Genomic DNA, 18996 nt, shown 5'->3' on the forward strand with positions numbered 1-18996 from the left:
ACAGCAATGACAAGATGATGTATAAAAAAACCGAAGCTTTTTTAAAGCTTCGGTTTTCAAATAATTTAATCGATCCATTTATAATATCGAGCGCCAATTAAATGTGGAATCTCTTTTTCGATTCGGTCTAAAACCCATTCGTCTTTAGGAGATCGAACACTTTGTTTTTGTTCTTTCTTGTGAAGTCTTTCGTAAGTTTCAAAACCAATTTCTGTGCTTTCGGTTAAGTTTTCAAAAAGTTTGATTTTTGCTAAAGCCGATTGCCATTCCGGCTGAATCGTTCCTTCAAAAACTTTTGATTTCGATCCGCTTCCGTAAGCTAAAAATCCGAATTTAGTCCCTGCAATATCTTTTTTAGTATCGTAAAAATGAGCCAACGTCGATAGTAATCCCATGAAAATAGAGCCTGTATAAAGGTTTCCAATTAATGATGAAGCCAATTCTGCAGGCTGTAATTTCTCAGTCACAAACTTTTTGTATTCATCAGATTTTCCAACTTCTTTAATTTTATTCTGATAATCTATAGGCTCTATATTTTCTGAAATGATTTTATCCGCACTGTCTAAAGCATAAATTTCAGACAACATTCTTCTGCCTTGAAAAGAGTACGGAAGATGCATGATAATGCTGTTCCATGAATTATATAAAGTTTCTGTTGTGTTTTTTAATTTTTTGAATGAAAAGTACGCATTACGAGTACGGTCCATATAACATTGGTTTGAATATTGACCATCAAAAACCGGCTGGTCTTTATGGATTTCGATTTCGGCTTCTAAATTATCAAACCAGGGATCGTTGTTTTCGTTTTGATTAATCGCTTCTTTCGAAACACTTCTGTAAGGTTTAAAAAAGTCGAAAACACCTTTTGTACTTGTTGCCCAGTTTTCATCAAAAGCAATAATTCTCGGGTTTGAAGTCACTAACATTGCTAATGCTCCGGCACCCTGTGTATATTCTCCGGTTGAATTTAAATCGTATTTCGCAAAATCAGTTGTAACAACAATTGCTTTTTTGGTCGGATTCAGTTTTACAAAATCAATACAGTTTTGCAAAGCATCAACTCCGCCGATACAGGCAAAAGTAAAATCGACAACATCACATTCGGCTAGAGAATCTTCGCCAAACTTTTGTTCCATTAAGTTAATTAAGAAAGAACTAATAGGCTTAGAGCTGTCAATAGCACTTTCTGTACCTACATAAATTCTGCTTATTTCGGAAAGATTTATTTGATTGTCAATTATCAGTTTTGTTAAAGCGTTAGCTCCAAAAACGACAGCATCCTGATGAGCATCCGGTAAAGTCATCTTAATTAATCCGAGACCTTTTTCTAATTTTTCTGGTTCAATATTTCTGGCTGCAGCCAAAGTTTTGATGGGTAAGTGTATGTTGGCTACATCAAAAGAAATAGCATCAATTCCTGTTTTCATTCTCATTTTTTTAGAAGCGTAGAATTATACCATGAAATGGCAATTTTTTAAGGGTACAAAAATACTCTTTTCAGGCACTTTTGATCAAATCAAATCAAAAGTTTGATTAAAATAATAATTTTGTAAATTTTTGTTATTTTTTTGCGAGGTACATATTTTCTTAAATAAACGATCTTAATTATATATTTGAAAATTTTTATAATAAATAAATGTATTATTTGCTTTTTTTGTACGTAAAAATACGTATACGTAATGTATTTTAAAATCATTATAAATAACAGCGAAATGGTTGTAGTTGATGTGTATTTGGTTTATTTTTGCTTAATTTTTTAAAACAAACTACTTAAACTCTTATGGCACAATCTGCACTATTGAATGCGTCCATCTTAAAGAAAGTTGCGATGGCGCTTTCAGGACTGTTCTTAATCACGTTTTTAGCGCTGCATGTTTCCTTAAATCTAATTTCTATTTTTAGTGAAGATGTTTTTAACGAAGCGTCACATTTTATGGGATACAATCCGCTAATTCAATTTGTAATGCAACCTGTTTTGGCAATTGGTGTAATTTTCCATTTCGTAATGGGATTTGTATTAACTGTTCAAAATAATAAAGCAAGGCCAATTTCTTATGCGAAATACAATGGCGCTGCAAATGCATCATGGACATCAAGAAATATGATTATTTCGGGATTGGTTATTTTAGCATTCTTAGGATTGCATTTTTATGATTTTTGGATTCCGGAAGTTGCCTATAAATACGTAGCAGGTACTGCGCCGGATGCAACAAGATATTATGGAGAGTTAGTACATAAATTTCACGATCCAATTCGTACCGGTATCTATTGTGTAGCTTTTGTGTTATTAGGATTTCACCTTTGGCATGGATTCGGTTCTTCTCTTCAGTCGATGGGAATGAATAATAAATATTCCAGATTCTTAAATAAATTCGGTTATGGTTTTGCGGTAGTTGTACCAGCACTTTTCGTCATAATCGCTTTAGTTCATCATTTCAATAATTAATATCAATTATAATGGCATTAGATTCAAAAATTCCACAAGGTCCAATATCGGACAAATGGACAAATTATAAAGATCATATTAATTTAGTAAACCCTGCTAACAAACGTAATTTAGACATTATTATCGTTGGTACAGGTTTGGCTGGAGGTTCAGCTGCGGCTACTTTGGCTGAGCTGGGTTATAACGTAAAAGCTTTTTGCTTTCAGGATTCACCAAGACGTGCGCACTCAATTGCGGCACAAGGAGGTATCAACGCAGCAAAAAATTACAAAGGTGATGGTGACTCAGTTTACAGATTGTTTTACGATACTGTAAAAGGAGGAGATTACCGTGCACGTGAAGCAAACGTTCACCGTTTAGCAGAAGTTTCGGCTAATATTATTGACCAATGTGTGGCTCAGGGAGTTCCATTGGCTCGTGAATATGGCGGATTGCTAGATAACCGTTCATTTGGAGGAACTTTGGTTTCCCGTACTTTTTATGCACAAGGACAAACCGGACAGCAATTATTGTTAGGAGCTTATTCTGCAATGAACCGTCAGATTGGTCGTGGAAAAGTAAAAATGTACAACCGTCACGAAATGCTTGATTTAGTAATTGTTGATGGAAAAGCGAGAGGTATTATCGCTCGTAACTTAATTACCGGAGAAATAGAAAGACATTCTGCTCATGCTGTGGTTATTGGTTCAGGAGGATACGGAAACGTATTTTTCCTTTCAACAAATGCTATGGGAAGTAATGCAACAGCAGCTTGGAAAATTCATAAAAAAGGAGCATTTTTTGCAAATCCTTGTTATACACAAATTCACCCAACATGTATCCCGGTTTCAGGAGATCACCAGTCAAAACTGACTTTGATGTCTGAATCTTTACGTAATGACGGTCGTATTTGGGTACCTGCAAAATTAGAAGATGCTCAGGCAATTCGTGAAGGAAAGAAAAAAGCAACAGATTTATCTGAAGAAGAAAGAGATTATTTCTTGGAAAGAAGATACCCTGCTTTTGGTAACTTAGTGCCACGTGACGTTGCATCCCGTGCTGCAAAAGAAAGATGTGATGCTGGTTTTGGAGTTAACAAAACAGGTGAAGCGGTTTATCTGGATTTTGCTGCAGCTATAAAACGTTATGGTACAGAAGCTGCCTATGTAAAAGGTTTAGATGCTAATGATACTGCATTGGTTACTAAATTAGGAACTGAAATAGTGAAAAGCAAATACGGAAATTTATTCCAAATGTATTTGAAAATCGTTGATGAGAATCCTTATACAACGCCAATGATGATTTACCCTGCGGTTCACTACACAATGGGTGGAACCTGGGTTGATTATAACTTAATGACTACTATTCCGGGATGTTTCTCAATCGGGGAATCTAACTTCTCTGATCACGGAGCAAACAGACTTGGAGCTTCTGCCTTGATGCAAGGTTTGGCTGATGGATATTTTGTACTGCCATATACTATCGGAGATTATCTTGCTCCGGATATTAAAATGGGAGAAATTTCTACAGATTTACCTGAATTCGTAGAAGCAGAGAAAAATGTAAAAGATCAAATCGACAGATTTATCAATAATAAAGGAACTCATTCTGTAGATTATTTCCATAAAAAATTAGGAAAAATCATGTGGGATAAAGTAGGTATGGCTCGTAATGCTAAAGGTTTGACTGAAGCTATCGAAGAAATTGCTGCTTTACGCGAAGAGTTTTATAAAGACGTAAAAGTACCGGGAAGCGCTAACGAATTTAATCAGGAATTAGAGAAAGCAACCCGTGTTGCCGATTTCCTTGAGTTGGGAGAATTGTTCGCAAAAGATGCTTTACACCGTAATGAATCTTGTGGAGGTCACTTCCGTGAAGAATATCAAACAGAAGAAGGAGAAGCACTTCGTGATGATGAGAATTTTGCATATGTTGCAGCTTGGGAATATAAAGGAAAACCAAGCGATGCAGTATTGCATAAAGAACCTCTGGTTTATGAAAACATCAAATTAGTACAGCGTAGTTACAAATAGCAATTAGTCAAAAGACAAAAGTCTTAAAGTCAAACGACTAAATGTCAACTGACTTTCGACTTTCGACTTAATGACCTTCAAACTAAAACAGTATGAAACTTACATTAAAAATATGGCGTCAGAAAAACGCCCAAGATAAAGGAGGGATAGTTGAGTATCCAATCGACGGAATTGAACCAGATATGTCTTTCCTTGAAATGCTTGATGTTCTTAACGAACAATTAATCAACAAAGGAGATGAGCCTGTAGCATTTGACCACGATTGTCGCGAAGGAATCTGCGGAATGTGTTCTTTATTTATCAACGGAGAAGCACACGGACCGGACAGAGGAGTTACAACCTGTCAATTACACATGCGTATGTTTAAAGATGGTGACACCATTTTTATTGAGCCATTCAGAGCAAAAGCTTTCCCGGTAATTAAAGATTTAGTTGTTGACAGAAGTTCTTTTGACAGAATTCAACATGCGGGAGGATTTATCTCGGTAAATACTTCAGGGAATACTATCGATGCCAACACAATTCCAATCAACAAAGATGACGCAGATAAATCATTTGATGCTGCTGCTTGTATTGGTTGTGGAGCTTGTGTTGCAACTTGTAAAAACTCTTCAGCAATGTTATTCGTTGCGGCAAAAGTATCTCAATATGCTTTATTGCCTCAGGGTAGAGTAGAAGCAGTTGACCGTGTTTTAAATATGGTACACCAAATGGATGCAGAAGGTTTTGGTAACTGTACCAACACAGGAGCTTGTGAAGTAGAATGTCCTAAAGGGATTTCTCTTGAAAATATCGCACGTATGAACCGTGAATATTTAGCTGCAAGTTTAAAAGGATAATAAACTACTACACATAGTTTTTTATAAAAAGCGCATTCATTAATTTGAATGCGTTTTTTTTTATGTTATTTTACAATATTTATAAACCGAAACAAATTATATAATGAAAAGAGTTTTACTGTTTTTTATGCTTATTTCAAGCATAAAGAATTATTCACAAGTAGCTATAACTGAATTTGAAAAAGGACAATTAGAGAAATTTAAAAGCACAACTACAATTTTTGTCTTACCTCAATTAAATAAGAAGGAAGAATATGAAAAGATACTAAAAGAAGTTTGGACTATAACTTCTTTTAAAGTAGTAGATTTTAAAGATTTTAATCATTTAGATTTTGTTGAGGGTAATTATTCATTTGCTGAATTTGTCGGAGATCTTTCTAGGACTTCACAAGGAACAACATATCTTCATACTAATTTAGTTGTCAGTATTTTAGATAGGGAAAAGTTTAAAAAGGAATTTCAAAAACTTAAAATTGATGATAAAAAATATAACAAAAAAGTGAGAGATCTTATAAATGAAAATTTAATTTATATAGCAAGGGCACCTCTTTGTGTTAATAATAAATTTTTAAGAGAGGCTTTAGGGTCGATAGATCTTATGAAATTAAAGTTTCCAGACGAAAAAATGGTGGAACTTTACAATAAAATGTATACTGAAGAAAGTTTTACAAATACCAATTTGGGAATGCTGAAAAATTATTTTCAACTGATTAATCAATTTGTCAGTAAAGGAGAAAGTTTAGGTCTTCATGATGACTTTACAACACCAGAAATTAAGAATCTAAAAGACAACACACTTTATATTCCTGAAGCGTATATGATGGAATATAATGCTTGGAAATTTTCAGAAAAACTTAGGGATGAAAAGGATATCAAAAAACTTTTAGAAGATTATAAATACAAGTTTCAGTTTATAAAAGATGAGGACTTGGAAAAGAAAATTTTAAATAATGAAGAAATATATTATTTAAGATATGTTAGTATGAACGCTAATAAATATCTGCAAGTTGTAAATGCAAAAACTGGAGATCCTTCATATTATCTTTATAGTGGTTTGACATACAATTTAAAAGATGATGATTTTAAGAAAATTAATAAAGCTATAGATGCTAAATAATTTCTTACAGGTGTTTAATTAAATATATTTGTCTAATAATCCGTATCGATTATTTAAGACTAGTCATAATCTTAAAATTTTGTTTATATTTGAAAACCAATGCTTTTCCTGTTAAATAAAAAAGCATTTGTAAAATCAATTTAAATATATATGAAAAAAAAATTACTATTATTGTTGCTAACTTCTTTTGTAATCGCTTGTTCCAGTGATTCAGCATCAGATGATTCCTCAAACTCATCATCTTCTAACAGAATAAAAAAAATTGAAGAAATTCAAAACGGTTTGGTAATAAAAACAAGTGAATATGAATATAACAGTTCAGGAAATGTTTCTAAGGTAACTGTAAAAGATCAGGCGAAATTTTACGAAACAACATTTAATTATGATTCTACTAATAAAATGATTAGTTGGAATTTAAAAGAATACTATACATCCAGTCCTTCTGATGTAATAGAACAATTGAATTCGCTGGAATATACAAATGGATTGATTACTAATATTTGTATTGATCGAAAAGAAAAGGAATCGGGTTATGTAACAAATTCAATCGATAGAATTAGTCAGACCTATTCGAATTTTGGTCTGACGTCTATAAAACATTATATTCCGATTACTGGAGATGATGATGCAGTGTGTTCTGATGTCTCAGATGTTGGTAATGAGGAGTTTTTTCAATACTCCAATGGGAATTTAATTCGTTATGAAGCACCAGGTACGGGTTTTTCAGACGAATATTATAAAATAGAACATGACGAGGGGAATCATTATTTATCAGGAGTAAAACCAGATGCATTTAGATACTGCTATGGAAGTCAGGTATCTGTCAATAATTTAAAAAAGATAAATATATATGATTCTTATACTGATAAACTCACGGCAACAGTTCAATTTGAAAACACTTATGATAAAAATAAAAATATTATAAAAGCCGTAGAAAAATATTATTACGCAGACACTACAACTCCGTCTACTACAACAACGATGAATTATTATTATTACTAATCAAAAAGTCAAAGAAGAAAGACCGAACGAGGTTTATGTCAAAAAAATAGTTGTCTTAAAAACGCATTCAAATTAATGAATGCGTTTTTTTTATCTTTATATGAAAATTAAGCAAAATGAAAATCGCACTTATTCAATCTGATCTCGTTTGGGAAAATCCTCAGAGAAACAGAATTAATTTTGAGGCTAAAATAAACGAAATAAGCACAGATGTTGATTTAATTGTCTTGCCGGAGATGTTTTCAACCGGATTTACTATGCGGGCTTCAGAAATGGCTGAAACGATGCAGGGGGAAACTATTCAATGGATGAAAACAATTGCTCAAAGTAAAAATTGTGCGATTACAGGAAGTCTGATTATTACTGAAAACAATAAATTCTATAATCGATTTATATTTGTTTTTCCATCAGGAGAAATTCAATTTTACGATAAAAGACATTTGTTTACGTTGGCGGGAGAAGATAAAATCTACACAGCTGGCATCAAAAAACAAATTATTGAATATAAAGGCTGGAAGATTTGTCTGCAGGTTTGTTATGATTTACGTTTTCCTGTATTTGCCAGAAATGTCGAAAATTATGATTTGCTTTTGTATGTTGCCAACTGGCCAAAAGCAAGAATTCAGGCCTGGGATATTCTGCTAAAGGCACGTGCAGTCGAAAACCTGAGCTATGTTGCAGGAGTAAACAGAGTAGGTGTGGATGGGCATGATTATGAACATAACGGGCATTCGCAAGTTATTGATTTTCTTGGGAATCCAGTTTTAGGACCACAAGAAAATGAAGGTGTTTTTATGGTTAAATTAGATAAAAATGCAATGTTGGAAGCCCGAAAAAAGTTTGATTTTTTGAGTGATAAAGATGTTTTTGAAATTAAGAATTAGAAAGCAGTTTTCTTTTTCTTTTTTTCATCTTTCATCTTTTTTTCATCTTGTTTCTTTTCAATGTCAGGATTGTATTGAATACTTAAATCAAAAGTATGATTGGAATCCCAATTTGCCCGAACATCATCTATTTCTTTCTGATAGTAATTAACTTCCTCGGCATATCTTTTTTCTAAATAGTTTCCAGGGTCATACATTTTGTTTTTGTTATCATCATAAATCACGCGAACAAAAAACACATTGGGCTCTAAAAGTGGGAATTCAAATTTTGTCTTGCCTTCAGAATAGTCACTGGCAAGTACAATATCTCCTTTTTTATTGGTTAATTGAACAATGATCGGAAAACGTTTTACATTTTGTAAATTCAGGGTAAGATTTCCGTATTCATCAATTGCTTTTGTAGTTAATTTGTACGATAGTGTATCATTTGACTTTTCATAGAAATCGGTTAATGCCCCCGGTAAAAAGGTGAAATTATATTTCTCTGAAGGTTCTTTTTTAAAATCAATAAATAGCTTTTGTTCAAATTCATCATATTCAGTTGTGAAATCTACTGCAAGAGAATCTTTGTTGATTAGTTTTATTTTTGATTTGTCAAATTTTACAAGCGGAGTGGCCGTTTCGAGTGTAAATCTGTCCCGGAAATGTATAATGCCATTTTGCAGGGCAGTTATGTTTAATGTGTCTTTCTTTTGGTTTTTAATTTTAAAATTAAACTTCTTATCATAATTTTCTTTACTGATTTCCAGTGATAGGGAATCTACTTTTATTGGCTGGTACCAAACTTGCAGGGAATCCTTTTTTGGAAATTGGGTTATGATGGTTTCCAGAATTTCAGTATTGTTTTTAAGGACAATTTTAGGTTTTGAATTTTTGAAATTCTGTTTTCCTTCATATGGAAGCAATAATCGGTTTCCCGAAACTTGTATGGGTTTGAAAGCTTTTATCGGAATTTGTTCCTTAAACAATTCTAATTCAAACACAGTATCATTCGGAATTGTAATGTAATTTTTGATAAAGCCAATTTTATCATCTTTTGGATTAAATCTGTTATTGCCTCCTTTATCTTTTAACGCTAATAAAAGATATTTTCCTGCTTTTAAGTTTTCTAATCTAAAAGTCCTTAAACTGTCTAAAGTATTGGTAATATATCGAGGACTTTCTTTGTAAATAACAGAATCCTTAAATTTATCATTTACTTCATATAACATTACTGAGACAAAATTATCAGGTGTTTTGTCATAAGAATCTTTAATTCTTCCGTTTAAAGCAAGTGAATCAATGTATGTACCTGTCGAAAAAACATATTTGAATTGGTTGTAAGGATTTCCTTCGTTATTATCTGCAATACTTTCTCCAAAATTGAGACTGTAAGTTGTATTGGGTTGTAAAGTGTCTTTTATCTTGATATTGATAAATTTACTTGCATTTGAGGGGGTAATAATGGGCGGATTTTTCATTGGAGGTGAAATAATCAGCTGTTTATTAAGGTTTTTGAGTTTCACATATTCATCAAATGTCAAAATGATTTCATCACCTTTAAATTCGGTACTGAAATTTTTAGGGGAACTTGATTTTAAAATTGGGGCAAGGGTATCTTTTAAACCTCCTGTTATGCTGCCACGCTTTGCGCAGCTCACCATTAAAAATACTAATAAAAAAGAAAAATATTTTAAACTGTTTTTCAACATAACGATTTGTGATTTAATTCCACAAAATAACAATTATATTTGCTTTAATCGAAATTTTTTATCGTTTTATTAGGTTTTAGCAATTCGCAGAAATTTGTTTCTTAACTTAAGAAAAAAGAAATATCAGTCAGGATATAAATGACGTACAATATTCTTACATTTGAGCTTGAATTTAATTTTTATCAGGTTTGAAAAAAGGCTTTTTTTGGGTGTTACTATTTTTTTTATTGATTTCATGTAATGAAAATAATAAGCCGGTTATTTCTTTTTATTACTGGAAAACGATTTTTAAATTATCTGAAACAGAAAAAGAAGTTATACGGGAGAATAATGTACATAAAATTTATATCCGCTATTTCGATATTGATTTACATCCAAAAAATGAAAACCCCATTCCCTTAAGCCCTATTCGGTTTCAGGAAAAAATGAATGGTTTTGATATTGTTCCTGTCATTTATATTAAAAATAAAGTGATGCTCAAATCAAATCTTGATATTGACGATTTGGCCCGGAAAGCAGTTGGATTGGTAAATGAAATTAATTCTGAAAATAAAATCAACTGTAAAGAAATTCAAATTGATTGCGATTGGACACTTTCAAGTAAAGACAATTATTTGAAGTTTATTGCAATTTTTAAAAAACTTTCGAAGAAGAAACTCTCTGCAACAATACGACTGCATCAGGTAAAATATTTTAAGAAAACCAAAATACCAAATGTCGATTCCGGTGTTTTGATGTATTATAACATGGGGGAAATCGCTGTAGATTCGTTAAATTCTATTTATGATAAGAAAATTGCTGAACGATATCTTAAAAGCTTGAAAAAATATCCCTTACATCTTGATTTTGCATTGCCCATTTACTCCTGGTCAGTTCACATCAGAAATAAAAGAGTAATTGGATTACGTTCGAAACTCAGTGTTTCATCCCTTAAAAAAGATGTAAATTTTGAACAGATAAGTCCCGTTTTTTTTAAGGTTAAACACTCAAATTATGAAAATGGAACTTTTTATGAAGAAAATGATTTATTGAAAACAGAAGCAGTTTCTTCAGAAGATTTAATACAAATGGCAAATGAGTTGGAAGAAAACTTAGTTAAGCCCCCAAAAGAAATTATATTTTACGATTTAGACGAATTCAATATAAAAAACTATGAAAAAAATATTTTTAAGCAAGTTGTTTCTTATTTCTAGTACTTCCCTGCTTTTTGTTTATGGAATAATTTATGCCTGTGCCGATGGAGATTTTGGTTATTTTGATTCCAATTTCACACCCGAAACATTTGTTGATGAGTCATATAAACCGCTTTTTTTGTCAGGTGATATCTTTTATGGAATCGGTTTTGACACTGAACATAATTCCAGATTTAATGATGATATAAAATCAGATTGGCAAATGTATCTGAAAGGAAAAGCAGATGCTGCAACGATAAGCTATTTCCTGATTGGTGCTGATGAACCAAAATCTTATGATGAAAAAGACAGAACTTTAGAAAATAAGACTGAAGTAGAACAGCTTCATATTTTTTTTAAAACAAAAAAAGAAAATAAAACCTCTCTGAAATGGGGTAAAAAAATTAGCTTAAAAGATAATAAAATCAAGGGATTTATTGAATTTTTATATTTGGCACAAAAAATAGAAACAGTTTCTGTCGGTGAAGGTTATTGGAGCTATGATCCCGTTGTAGCAAAAACTTTTGATGATCAAAAAATGATTCAGTCAATTGAAAATGTTTATAATACGACTTCAGATTCATTCTTAAAAAACAGATATTGGTTTCTTACCATGAAAGCACGTTTTTATAGTAATGACAAACAAAAAGCAATAGTCTTTTTTAATAAAACAGAAAGTGCTGCTCCTAAAAATGCTTTGTATTATCGTGCTCTTTCTTATGTAGCGGGAATAAATTACAAGCAGAAAAAGTATGCAGTTTCCAATTATTTATATGCACAGGTTTTTGATAAATGCCCTGAAATGAGAATCGTAACCGCTTACTGTTTTCATCCTCAAAACGAAGCTGACTGGAATAAATCTTTAGCTATGGCTAAAGCCAATAAAGAAAAAGCAGCACTTTGGGCAATTCATGGATTTTATAAGGATGAAATTCAGGCTATCGCGAAAATTTATGAATTGGATCCTAAAAGTGAGCATTTAAATTATTTGCTGACGAGATTGGTCAATAAACAGGAACAGGGAATTAATAATTCATTTTATGAAAGTGCAAAGGAAAACGTGGCGGGAAAACAGCAAACTGTTATAGAAAACAAAGAATTGAATAAAAGCAAAATTGATAATAAAGCTTTCGATTTAGTCTCAAAAATAGCTTCTGCCGGAAATACTGAAAAACCTTATTTGTGGGATATCGCTTTGGGGTATTTACAAATTCTAAAAGCCGATTTTACAAAAGCGGATATCAATTTTGATAAGGCTGAGAAAACAATGCCAAAAACTGAGCTTTCAACTTATCAATTAAGATTGCTTCGATTTGTAAATAATTTGAGTAAAATTGACAAACTTACTTCGAAAAACGAAAAAACAATTCTGACTGATTTGAACTGGCTGTATCAGGAGCTTCCTAAAACATATAAAGGAGAAGAATTCCGTTATCAAAATGCTGTTGCATGGAGCAAAAAATATTTGGCTGTACTTTATAAAGAGCAATCAAATCCTGTTATGGCTGAATTATTTGGTAATTCTCAAGATTATTGGAATGGTGGAAGTTCTTTTTATGATAATGAAAAAGAATTATTAGCAATGAAAGCATTTTTGGCTAAGTCAAATAAATCTGAAATCGAGAAAATTGCTGCTGGAATTTATAGTTTAAAACTGAAAGATATTAATAATTTTCAGGCAGTTCAAGCAACTTTTAAGAACAAAATCCCTGAAGCAATTGCTTTCATAAAAGAAACAGATTCGGTTCAGTATCAAATATTTTCAGGAAATCCATTTAATGGAAACATTAAAGATTGTCATGATTGTGATCACGCAGCATATCAAAAAAAGAAATATTCTCAAATTGATTTCCTGAATACAATAAAAGCGATGCAGGATAAATTAGCAGAGAAAGAAGATGTGTATACAAACAGTTTGTTGTTGGGGAATGCATTTTATAACATTACACATTTTGGAAACGGGAGAGGATTTTATGAAATAAATATTGTCGGCTATGGATCGAGTCCATATTCGTTTAGGGATTCCATAAAAAAAATGATTACTAATTGTGACTTGCCAAAAATGTATTATCAAAAAGCGTTTGAAGCAGCGACAACAAAAGAGCAAAAGGCAAAATGTGTTTACTTATTGTCTAAATGTGAGCGAAACGAATACTATAATAAAAAATACAATGAAGTAAACAGCTGGTGGGAAGTCCAGGATGACAAAGTTAATTTCATAGCTTGGCCTGGATTCAAAACACTAAGAAAAGAATATTCAGATACAAAATATTATCAGGATGTCATTGCAGAATGTGGTTATTTTAATACATATGTGAATCAATAATATTTAGAATAAACGCAATGGTAAATAAAATTGAACATATAGGGATAGCAGTAAAAAATTTGGAGGAATCTAATCTTTTATTTGAAAAATTATTGGGAGTTTCATCGTATAAATCTGAAGAAGTAGAAAGTGAAGGGGTTTTAACTTCATTTTTTCAGACCGGAACAAATAAAATTGAACTTTTAGCGGCGACTAATCCGGAAAGCCCAATTGCTAAATTTTTAGAAAAAAAAGGAGAAGGTATTCATCATATTGCATTTGATGTAGAAGATATTTTTGCAGAAATTGAACGATTAAAAAAGGAAGGGTTTGTTTTGATAAATGAAGTTCCTAAAAAAGGAGCCGATAACAAATTAGTTGTTTTTTTGCATCCTAAAAACACAAATGGTGTTTTGGTGGAGCTTTGTCAGGAAATTAGCTGATTTTTGAAGGTTTAATAATTGCCTGAGAATCAATTTAATTTTAAATAAGAATTGTTAATATTCAATTTAAGTACAAATGATACTGTAAAATATTTGGAACGAATAAAAAATAGTAGTAATATTGCAACCTCAAACCGGTCCTATAGCTCAGCTGGTTAGAGCACCTGACTCATAATCAGGTGGTCCCTGGTTCGAGCCCAGGTGGGACCACGGTAATACTTAAAAAGCCTTATAAACATTGCGTTTGTAAGGCTTTTTTATTTCTAGGGACGTATTAGTAAGCCAATTTTTTTATTTTTATTTAAATTTGTAAGTAATTATTTGTTTAAAACAAATGTAATTTAAAATTTTATATTTAATATTGATGAAATATTTAGCGGAATGAAGATTAAGGAAATTTTAGCAAAAGTTGATAATATTAGTGGTAACGTAAATTATTGGTTTATAAGAACAACTTATGGTGAACACTTTTATGAGTTTACTAAAGGGGAATACATTGCAATTGGGTGGGATTATTTTACACTAGATGAAATCTTAAAAAATAATCAAAGTTATATTAAAAATAAAATAGCATTGCAAAGTAAATTTGATCCTGAGAATCCACGGGATAAAATGAAAATTACTAGTGCATATAATAAAATTAAAACTTTTATTAACTTAAAGAAAAATGATATAGTTGTAGTTCCAAGTAGGAATTCTAATCAATTAGCATTTGGAAGAGTTATAGATGATAACGCATACGAAGTAAGTAATTTAGTTGAAAATGGAACTCATTTTAAAAGAAGAAAGATAGAGTGGATAGATATAAAAAATATTAAAAGCCTAAATCCAATTTTTTATCAAGTAAAGTCTAATCAGCATTCAATTAGTAATATAAAACGTTTTGCGCCATATATCGATAGAGTAATTGGAAATTTGTATAAAAAAGGAGACGAAACCCATTTTGTTCTTAATATTGAGAAAGAGGAGAATATAAATTTTGAGGATTTGCGAAGCCTAATGGATAATATTAATATTTTAATTAATAATATTAATGAAGATTTAGGATTTAATGACAATCTTGATGATTTCTTTGTTAAAATTAACTTGCAATCAAAAGGAACTATTGAATTAATTAAAGCAGGTAAATCATTAGCAGTTCTTGCCTTTTTGCTTACTGCAGTTTCTTGTGGAACTTTAGATAATCAAGATGATATTGAAATTCAAAAAATTATTAATAAAAATAAAAAGGTGTTATTGCAAACAGGCAAGGATATTGATACATTACAAGTGAATACTAGCGAACTTAATAATACTTTTTCAAATGGAAAATAGTTTCTTTTCGGGTTCAGAAAATTTGTATAAATACTTAGTTACGGTGGGGATTTTATTAATCACCCTAACGGTTTATTATCCATTAAAAGAAAAGCAAGAATTAGAAATACTTACCATAAAAATAAAAAATGAACTTAAAATTCTGGAATTTAAAATTAACGATAATAAAAAAAATGTTGATATTCTGAAGAATGCTAAGTCTGGAATTACTTCAAGTTCATTAATACTCATTCAAAAATCCCAATATGAAAATTCAATTAATCAAATTTCGTGTGAAAATAAATTTCTTGAATTAGAATCAAGAAAATTTTATATAATTATTTATGGTATAGTTTTCTGGTTGTTTTTCCCATTAGGTGTGTTCCTGATTTTTTATGGTTTCAAAAAATGGAACTCAACAAAAAAAATTGATGATGAAATTCGAGCACTTGAAAAAAAGAAACTGGAGGTGGAAATAGAAAATTTAAGTAGAAATCCTTAAATTGAATCATCCCATTTTTATATTTTAATAAATGAGAAAAAAGTCTGCTTATTAAGGCAGACTTTTTTCATTATTATTTTAAGATTTATATTAACAGCAAATTATATGTATTTGGTTTCGGATGCTTATATTTAAATCTCACTTATTAATAAATTTAATATAATTCTTCGTAAAAATTATTTGCTCTAGTGGTTTAAACTTAGAGAATTTAAAAACTAATTTGCTTTATTATTTGATAAGATTTGATAGAATTATAGCTGGTGTAAGGACCGCAAAAAGCTCCATATAAATTTTTATAAAGCTTTTTTTTGTTTAATAGTTGTTTTTGGAGAAAAAACAATACATTTGCTTCGGATTTTTTGTGAAAGAACCACGCTTTTACCAAAGGTTACAAAAACATTTTTAAGTATACTAAGATTTTAAAGTATTTCGGTTTTTATGAAAATGATAAGTAAAATTGCAATTGTATTTTTGTTAGGCATAGTAAATGTTTTTGCTGCCTCAGCACCACCCGCACCAGCTTCAACGGCAAAAAGTGCAGCTGCACTAGGTCCGGAACCACAACCTGATTTGCCAATTGATAGTAATTTATTGCTTTTAGCAATTGCAGCACTTTTATTAGGAATATATGTAATATACAAGCATAGGTTAAGTGCAAAAACTTCAATGTAAATTGAGGCTTTTGTATTTTTACAAAACTATTTGTTTATAGAATAAAGTCTTGAAATATATTTTCCAACCACATCAAATTCAAGATTGATTTTTGTTCCAACTTTGAAATTTTTGAAATTAGTGTTCTCGTAAGTGTAAGGTATAATAGAGACACTGAATTCATTTGTTTTAGAATTTACAACTGTAAGACTAACTCCATTAACGGTTATAGAGCCTTTTTCAATAGTAATATTGTTCAGGTTTTTGTCGTATTCAAAAGTGTAATTCCAGCTTCCGTTGGCTTCTTCAATTTTAATACACGTTCCGGTTTGGTCTACGTGACCCTGTACTATATGTCCGTCTAAACGGTCGCCAAGCTTCATTCCTCTTTCTAAATTAATAATGTCGCCAGTTTTCCAGTCTCCGATATTGGTTTTTAAAATCGTTTCGTCAATAGCTGTTACAGTATAAAAAGAATCTTTTATAGCAACAACTGTCAGGCAGATTCCGTTATGGGATACACTTTGGTCAATTTTTAATTCGTTTGTAATAGATGAATCAACAGTTATATGAAGATTGTTTTGGTCTTTTTGTATTTCGTGAATCCTTCCTAAGGTTTCTATGATTCCTGTAAACATTGTTGGTTTTATTTTACTAAATTTGCACATCAAAATTAGTAATAAATAATTGGAGCTCATGAATAAAAAAGCAGAAAATATAATTGTTGGAATTTCGATAGGAGATTTAAACGGTATTGGAAGCGAAGTTATATTGAAAACATTCGAAGATTCTCGTATGTTAGAATTGTGTACACCGGTTATTTTTGCAAATGCCAAGATACTTTCTTTTGTAAAAAAGAGCTTTACTTCGACTGTTCAGTTTCATGGAGTTGATAAATTAGATCAGGTTGTGCCAGGAAAAGTCAATGTTTTCAATTTGTGGAAAGAAGGAGTTGATGTTAATCTTGGTGTCAATGATGAGAAAATAGGAGAATATGCTATAAAATCATTTGTAGCGGCAACAAAAGCATTAAAAGAAGATTTGATTGATGTTTTAGTTACAGCACCTATCAATAAATATAATATTCAGTCGGAAGATTTTAAATTTCCGGGACATACAGATTATTTAGGTCAGGAATTAGAAGGGAATGCATTGATGATGATGGTACAGGGGGATTTGAGAGTTGGTTTACTGACAGATCATGTTCCGCTAAACGAAGTTTCATCACATTTAACAGAGGAACTGATCATAAGAAAAATTGAAACGGTTAAAAAGTCTTTAGTTCAGGATTTTAGTATTGTAAAGCCAAAAATTGCTGTTTTGGGATTAAATCCACATGCAGGTGATGGCGGTGTAATTGGAAAAGAAGATGATTTGATTTTAAAACCTGTTTTGAAAAAAATATTTGACGGTGGAACTATGGTTTTTGGTCCGTTTCCGGCAGATGGTTTTTTTGGAAGTGGTCAGTATGAAAAGTATGATGCTATTGTGGCAACTTATCACGACCAGGGATTGATTCCGTTTAAAACATTATCATTCGGAAAAGGAGTCAATTATACTGCAGGGTTAAACAAGGTCAGAACCTCGCCGGATCACGGTACAGCTTATGATATAGCAGGAAAAGACATGGCAGATTATAATTCTTTTAAAGAAGCTGTTTATCTTGCAATTGATATTTTTCGTTCGCGTAATCAGTATGAAGAGATTAGTGCAAAACCTCTTAAAATAAAAGAAAAACAGTTATAAACAAAAAAAGGTGAATAAGATTATTAGTTTTATAATAATTTTATATCTTTGCACCCCAATTCAGGTATCTGTGTTTTAAGTATGAATTGATCAAATTGATGTTGAAATGAGCAAAACAAAAGAATTTTTAATTCCTTTCGTGGGATTAAAGTTAGGAAAACACCATTTTGAGTATCAAATTAGTAAAGAGTTCTTTGAGGACTTTGATTACGATGAATTTCAAAATTCAGATATCAAAGTCAGTTTAGTTTTAGATAAGAAAAGCAATATGTTGGAACTGGATTTCAAACATAAAGGAACAGTAAATGTGCCTTGTGATTTAACCAGTGAAGATTTTGATTTGCCTATAAAAGGAAAGATGAAGCTCATCGTTCGTTTTGGAGACGAGTTTAATAATGATAATGAAGAATTGCTGATCTTGCCTCACGGAGAATATGAATTAGATGTATCACAATATATCTATGAAATGATTGCGTTGTCTGTGCCGCTAAAACGAGTTCACCCAGGTGTAAAAGACGGAAGTTTACAAACCGAAGCCTTAGCAAAACTGAATGAATTAACAGTAAAAGAACAAAAGAAAGAGAGTAAAGAAGAAGAAGATATTGACCCGCGTTGGGACAAATTAAAGAAACTATTAACGGATAAATAATATAGTAAAATGGCACATCCTAAGAGAAAAATCTCGAAAACAAGAAGAGATAAGAGAAGAACACATTATAAAGCTACTGTAGCTCAGATCGCTACATGTCCTATTACTGGAGAAGCACATTTATACCACAGAGCTTACTGGCATGAAGGTAAAATGTATTACAGAGGGCAAGTTGTTATCGATAAATCTGTAGCGGTTGCTTAATACGTTTTTGTAAATGATATTAGAACTCTCACTATGTGAG

At 31.4% G+C, this 18996-nt stretch carries 18 protein-coding genes and 1 tRNA gene; 16 read left to right on the top strand and 3 right to left on the bottom strand.

What is annotated here, in order from left to right:
• Positions 1–65 precede the first annotated feature (65 nt).
• Positions 66–1427: a hydroxymethylglutaryl-CoA synthase family protein gene (locus PMI10_RS07430; RefSeq protein WP_007806263.1), complete on the bottom strand. Its 1362-nt coding sequence runs from the start codon at positions 1425–1427 to the stop codon at positions 66–68.
• 353 nt (positions 1428–1780) lie between these two features.
• On the opposite strand from PMI10_RS07430, the gene PMI10_RS07435 reads away from it, so the two are divergent.
• From PMI10_RS07435 to PMI10_RS07460, 6 genes are all read left to right on the top strand, one after another.
• Positions 1781–2446 (top strand): succinate dehydrogenase cytochrome b subunit, encoded by a 666-nt coding sequence (locus PMI10_RS07435; protein WP_007806265.1) that lies wholly within the window; start codon positions 1781–1783, stop codon positions 2444–2446.
• An 11-nt stretch (positions 2447–2457) separates the two neighbouring features.
• Positions 2458–4458, top strand: coding sequence for a fumarate reductase/succinate dehydrogenase flavoprotein subunit (locus PMI10_RS07440; protein ID WP_007806269.1), 2001 nt, complete (start codon positions 2458–2460; stop codon positions 4456–4458).
• A 92-nt stretch (positions 4459–4550) separates the two neighbouring features.
• On the top strand, positions 4551–5297 hold the full coding sequence (locus PMI10_RS07445; protein ID WP_007806271.1) for a succinate dehydrogenase/fumarate reductase iron-sulfur subunit: 747 nt from the start codon (positions 4551–4553) through the stop codon (positions 5295–5297).
• A gap of 103 nt (positions 5298–5400) precedes the next feature.
• Positions 5401–6414 carry a hypothetical protein gene (locus PMI10_RS07450; RefSeq protein ID WP_007806272.1) on the top strand — a complete coding sequence of 338 codons (1014 nt, stop codon included), beginning with the start codon at positions 5401–5403 and terminating at the stop codon, positions 6412–6414.
• 150 nt (positions 6415–6564) lie between these two features.
• Positions 6565–7416 (top strand): hypothetical protein, encoded by an 852-nt coding sequence (locus PMI10_RS07455; RefSeq protein WP_007806275.1) that lies wholly within the window; start codon positions 6565–6567, stop codon positions 7414–7416.
• Between the two features lie 116 nt (positions 7417–7532).
• Positions 7533–8300 (top strand): amidohydrolase, encoded by a 768-nt coding sequence (locus tag PMI10_RS07460; protein WP_007806278.1) that lies wholly within the window; start codon positions 7533–7535, stop codon positions 8298–8300.
• On the opposite strand, the gene PMI10_RS07465 is transcribed toward PMI10_RS07460, so the two are convergent.
• The gene (locus PMI10_RS07465) at positions 8297–9991 is read right to left on the bottom strand and encodes an Ig-like domain-containing protein (protein WP_007806280.1); all 1695 of its coding nucleotides are present in this window, start codon (positions 9989–9991) and stop codon (positions 8297–8299) included. The two genes, PMI10_RS07460 and PMI10_RS07465, sit on opposite strands and share 4 nt — an antisense overlap.
• 209 nt (positions 9992–10200) lie before the next feature.
• On the opposite strand from PMI10_RS07465, the gene PMI10_RS07470 reads away from it, so the two are divergent.
• The 7 genes from PMI10_RS07470 to PMI10_RS22040 all read left to right on the top strand — a co-directional run bounded on the left by PMI10_RS07470 (position 10201) and on the right by PMI10_RS22040 (position 16378).
• On the top strand, positions 10201–11184 hold the full coding sequence (locus tag PMI10_RS07470; RefSeq protein ID WP_238539457.1) for a hypothetical protein: 984 nt from the start codon (positions 10201–10203) through the stop codon (positions 11182–11184).
• Positions 11144–13489, top strand: a complete 2346-nt coding sequence (locus PMI10_RS07475; RefSeq protein WP_007806284.1) for a hypothetical protein — start codon at positions 11144–11146, stop codon at positions 13487–13489. Before PMI10_RS07470 ends, PMI10_RS07475 begins: the two co-directional genes overlap by 41 nt.
• Positions 13490–13506: 17 nt before the next feature.
• A complete protein-coding gene (gene mce, locus PMI10_RS07480; protein ID WP_007806286.1) occupies positions 13507–13911 on the top strand; it encodes a methylmalonyl-CoA epimerase in 405 nt (134 codons plus the stop codon).
• A gap of 136 nt (positions 13912–14047) precedes the next feature.
• A tRNA-Ile gene (locus PMI10_RS07485) sits at positions 14048–14121 on the top strand.
• Positions 14122–14292: 171 nt separating this feature from the next.
• Positions 14293–15225, top strand: coding sequence for a hypothetical protein (locus PMI10_RS07490; RefSeq protein ID WP_007806288.1), 933 nt, complete (start codon positions 14293–14295; stop codon positions 15223–15225).
• Entirely contained in the window at positions 15215–15706 is a 492-nt protein-coding gene (locus PMI10_RS07495; protein WP_007806290.1) for a hypothetical protein, read from the top strand. Before PMI10_RS07490 ends, PMI10_RS07495 begins: the two co-directional genes overlap by 11 nt.
• A 438-nt stretch (positions 15707–16144) precedes the next feature.
• Entirely contained in the window at positions 16145–16378 is a 234-nt protein-coding gene (locus tag PMI10_RS22040) for a hypothetical protein (protein ID WP_007806292.1), read from the top strand.
• Positions 16379–16404: 26 nt separating this feature from the next.
• On the opposite strand, the gene PMI10_RS07505 is transcribed toward PMI10_RS22040, so the two are convergent.
• Entirely contained in the window at positions 16405–16995 is a 591-nt protein-coding gene (locus PMI10_RS07505; protein ID WP_007806294.1) for a riboflavin synthase, read from the bottom strand.
• A 58-nt stretch (positions 16996–17053) separates the two neighbouring features.
• On the opposite strand from PMI10_RS07505, the gene pdxA reads away from it, so the two are divergent.
• The 3 genes from pdxA (at position 17054) to rpmF (ending at position 18956) form a co-directional block, all read left to right on the top strand.
• On the top strand, positions 17054–18103 hold the full coding sequence (gene pdxA / locus PMI10_RS07510; protein WP_007806296.1) for a 4-hydroxythreonine-4-phosphate dehydrogenase PdxA: 1050 nt from the start codon (positions 17054–17056) through the stop codon (positions 18101–18103).
• A gap of 106 nt (positions 18104–18209) precedes the next feature.
• Positions 18210–18752: a YceD family protein gene (locus PMI10_RS07515; RefSeq protein WP_007806297.1), complete on the top strand. Its 543-nt coding sequence runs from the start codon at positions 18210–18212 to the stop codon at positions 18750–18752.
• Positions 18753–18761: 9 nt separating this feature from the next.
• Positions 18762–18956: a 50S ribosomal protein L32 gene (gene rpmF, locus PMI10_RS07520; protein ID WP_007137315.1), complete on the top strand. Its 195-nt coding sequence runs from the start codon at positions 18762–18764 to the stop codon at positions 18954–18956.
• Positions 18957–18996: the final 40 nt, after the last annotated feature.

It is taken from the genome of Flavobacterium sp. CF136 (genome assembly GCF_000282055.1).
In the GTDB taxonomy this organism is placed as follows: domain Bacteria; phylum Bacteroidota; class Bacteroidia; order Flavobacteriales; family Flavobacteriaceae; genus Flavobacterium.

Coding starts and splice junctions, on each gene's coding strand:
- PMI10_RS07490 (WP_007806288.1), top strand. CDS start 14,293: ATGAAGATTAAGGAAATTTTAGCAAAAGTTGATAATATTAGTGGTAAC.
- PMI10_RS07505 (WP_007806294.1), bottom strand. CDS start 16,995: ATGTTTACAGGAATCATAGAAACCTTAGGAAGGATTCACGAAATACAA.
- PMI10_RS07460 (WP_007806278.1), top strand. CDS start 7,533: ATGAAAATCGCACTTATTCAATCTGATCTCGTTTGGGAAAATCCTCAG.
- PMI10_RS07515 (WP_007806297.1), top strand. CDS start 18,210: ATGAGCAAAACAAAAGAATTTTTAATTCCTTTCGTGGGATTAAAGTTA.
- PMI10_RS07465 (WP_007806280.1), bottom strand. CDS start 9,991: ATGTTGAAAAACAGTTTAAAATATTTTTCTTTTTTATTAGTATTTTTA.
- PMI10_RS07450 (WP_007806272.1), top strand. CDS start 5,401: ATGAAAAGAGTTTTACTGTTTTTTATGCTTATTTCAAGCATAAAGAAT.
- rpmF (WP_007137315.1), top strand. CDS start 18,762: ATGGCACATCCTAAGAGAAAAATCTCGAAAACAAGAAGAGATAAGAGA.
- PMI10_RS07440 (WP_007806269.1), top strand. CDS start 2,458: ATGGCATTAGATTCAAAAATTCCACAAGGTCCAATATCGGACAAATGG.
- PMI10_RS07445 (WP_007806271.1), top strand. CDS start 4,551: ATGAAACTTACATTAAAAATATGGCGTCAGAAAAACGCCCAAGATAAA.
- pdxA (WP_007806296.1), top strand. CDS start 17,054: ATGAATAAAAAAGCAGAAAATATAATTGTTGGAATTTCGATAGGAGAT.
- PMI10_RS07455 (WP_007806275.1), top strand. CDS start 6,565: ATGAAAAAAAAATTACTATTATTGTTGCTAACTTCTTTTGTAATCGCT.
- PMI10_RS07495 (WP_007806290.1), top strand. CDS start 15,215: ATGGAAAATAGTTTCTTTTCGGGTTCAGAAAATTTGTATAAATACTTA.
- PMI10_RS07475 (WP_007806284.1), top strand. CDS start 11,144: ATGAAAAAAATATTTTTAAGCAAGTTGTTTCTTATTTCTAGTACTTCC.
- PMI10_RS22040 (WP_007806292.1), top strand. CDS start 16,145: ATGAAAATGATAAGTAAAATTGCAATTGTATTTTTGTTAGGCATAGTA.
- PMI10_RS07430 (WP_007806263.1), bottom strand. CDS start 1,427: ATGAAAACAGGAATTGATGCTATTTCTTTTGATGTAGCCAACATACAC.
- mce (WP_007806286.1), top strand. CDS start 13,507: ATGGTAAATAAAATTGAACATATAGGGATAGCAGTAAAAAATTTGGAG.
- PMI10_RS07435 (WP_007806265.1), top strand. CDS start 1,781: ATGGCACAATCTGCACTATTGAATGCGTCCATCTTAAAGAAAGTTGCG.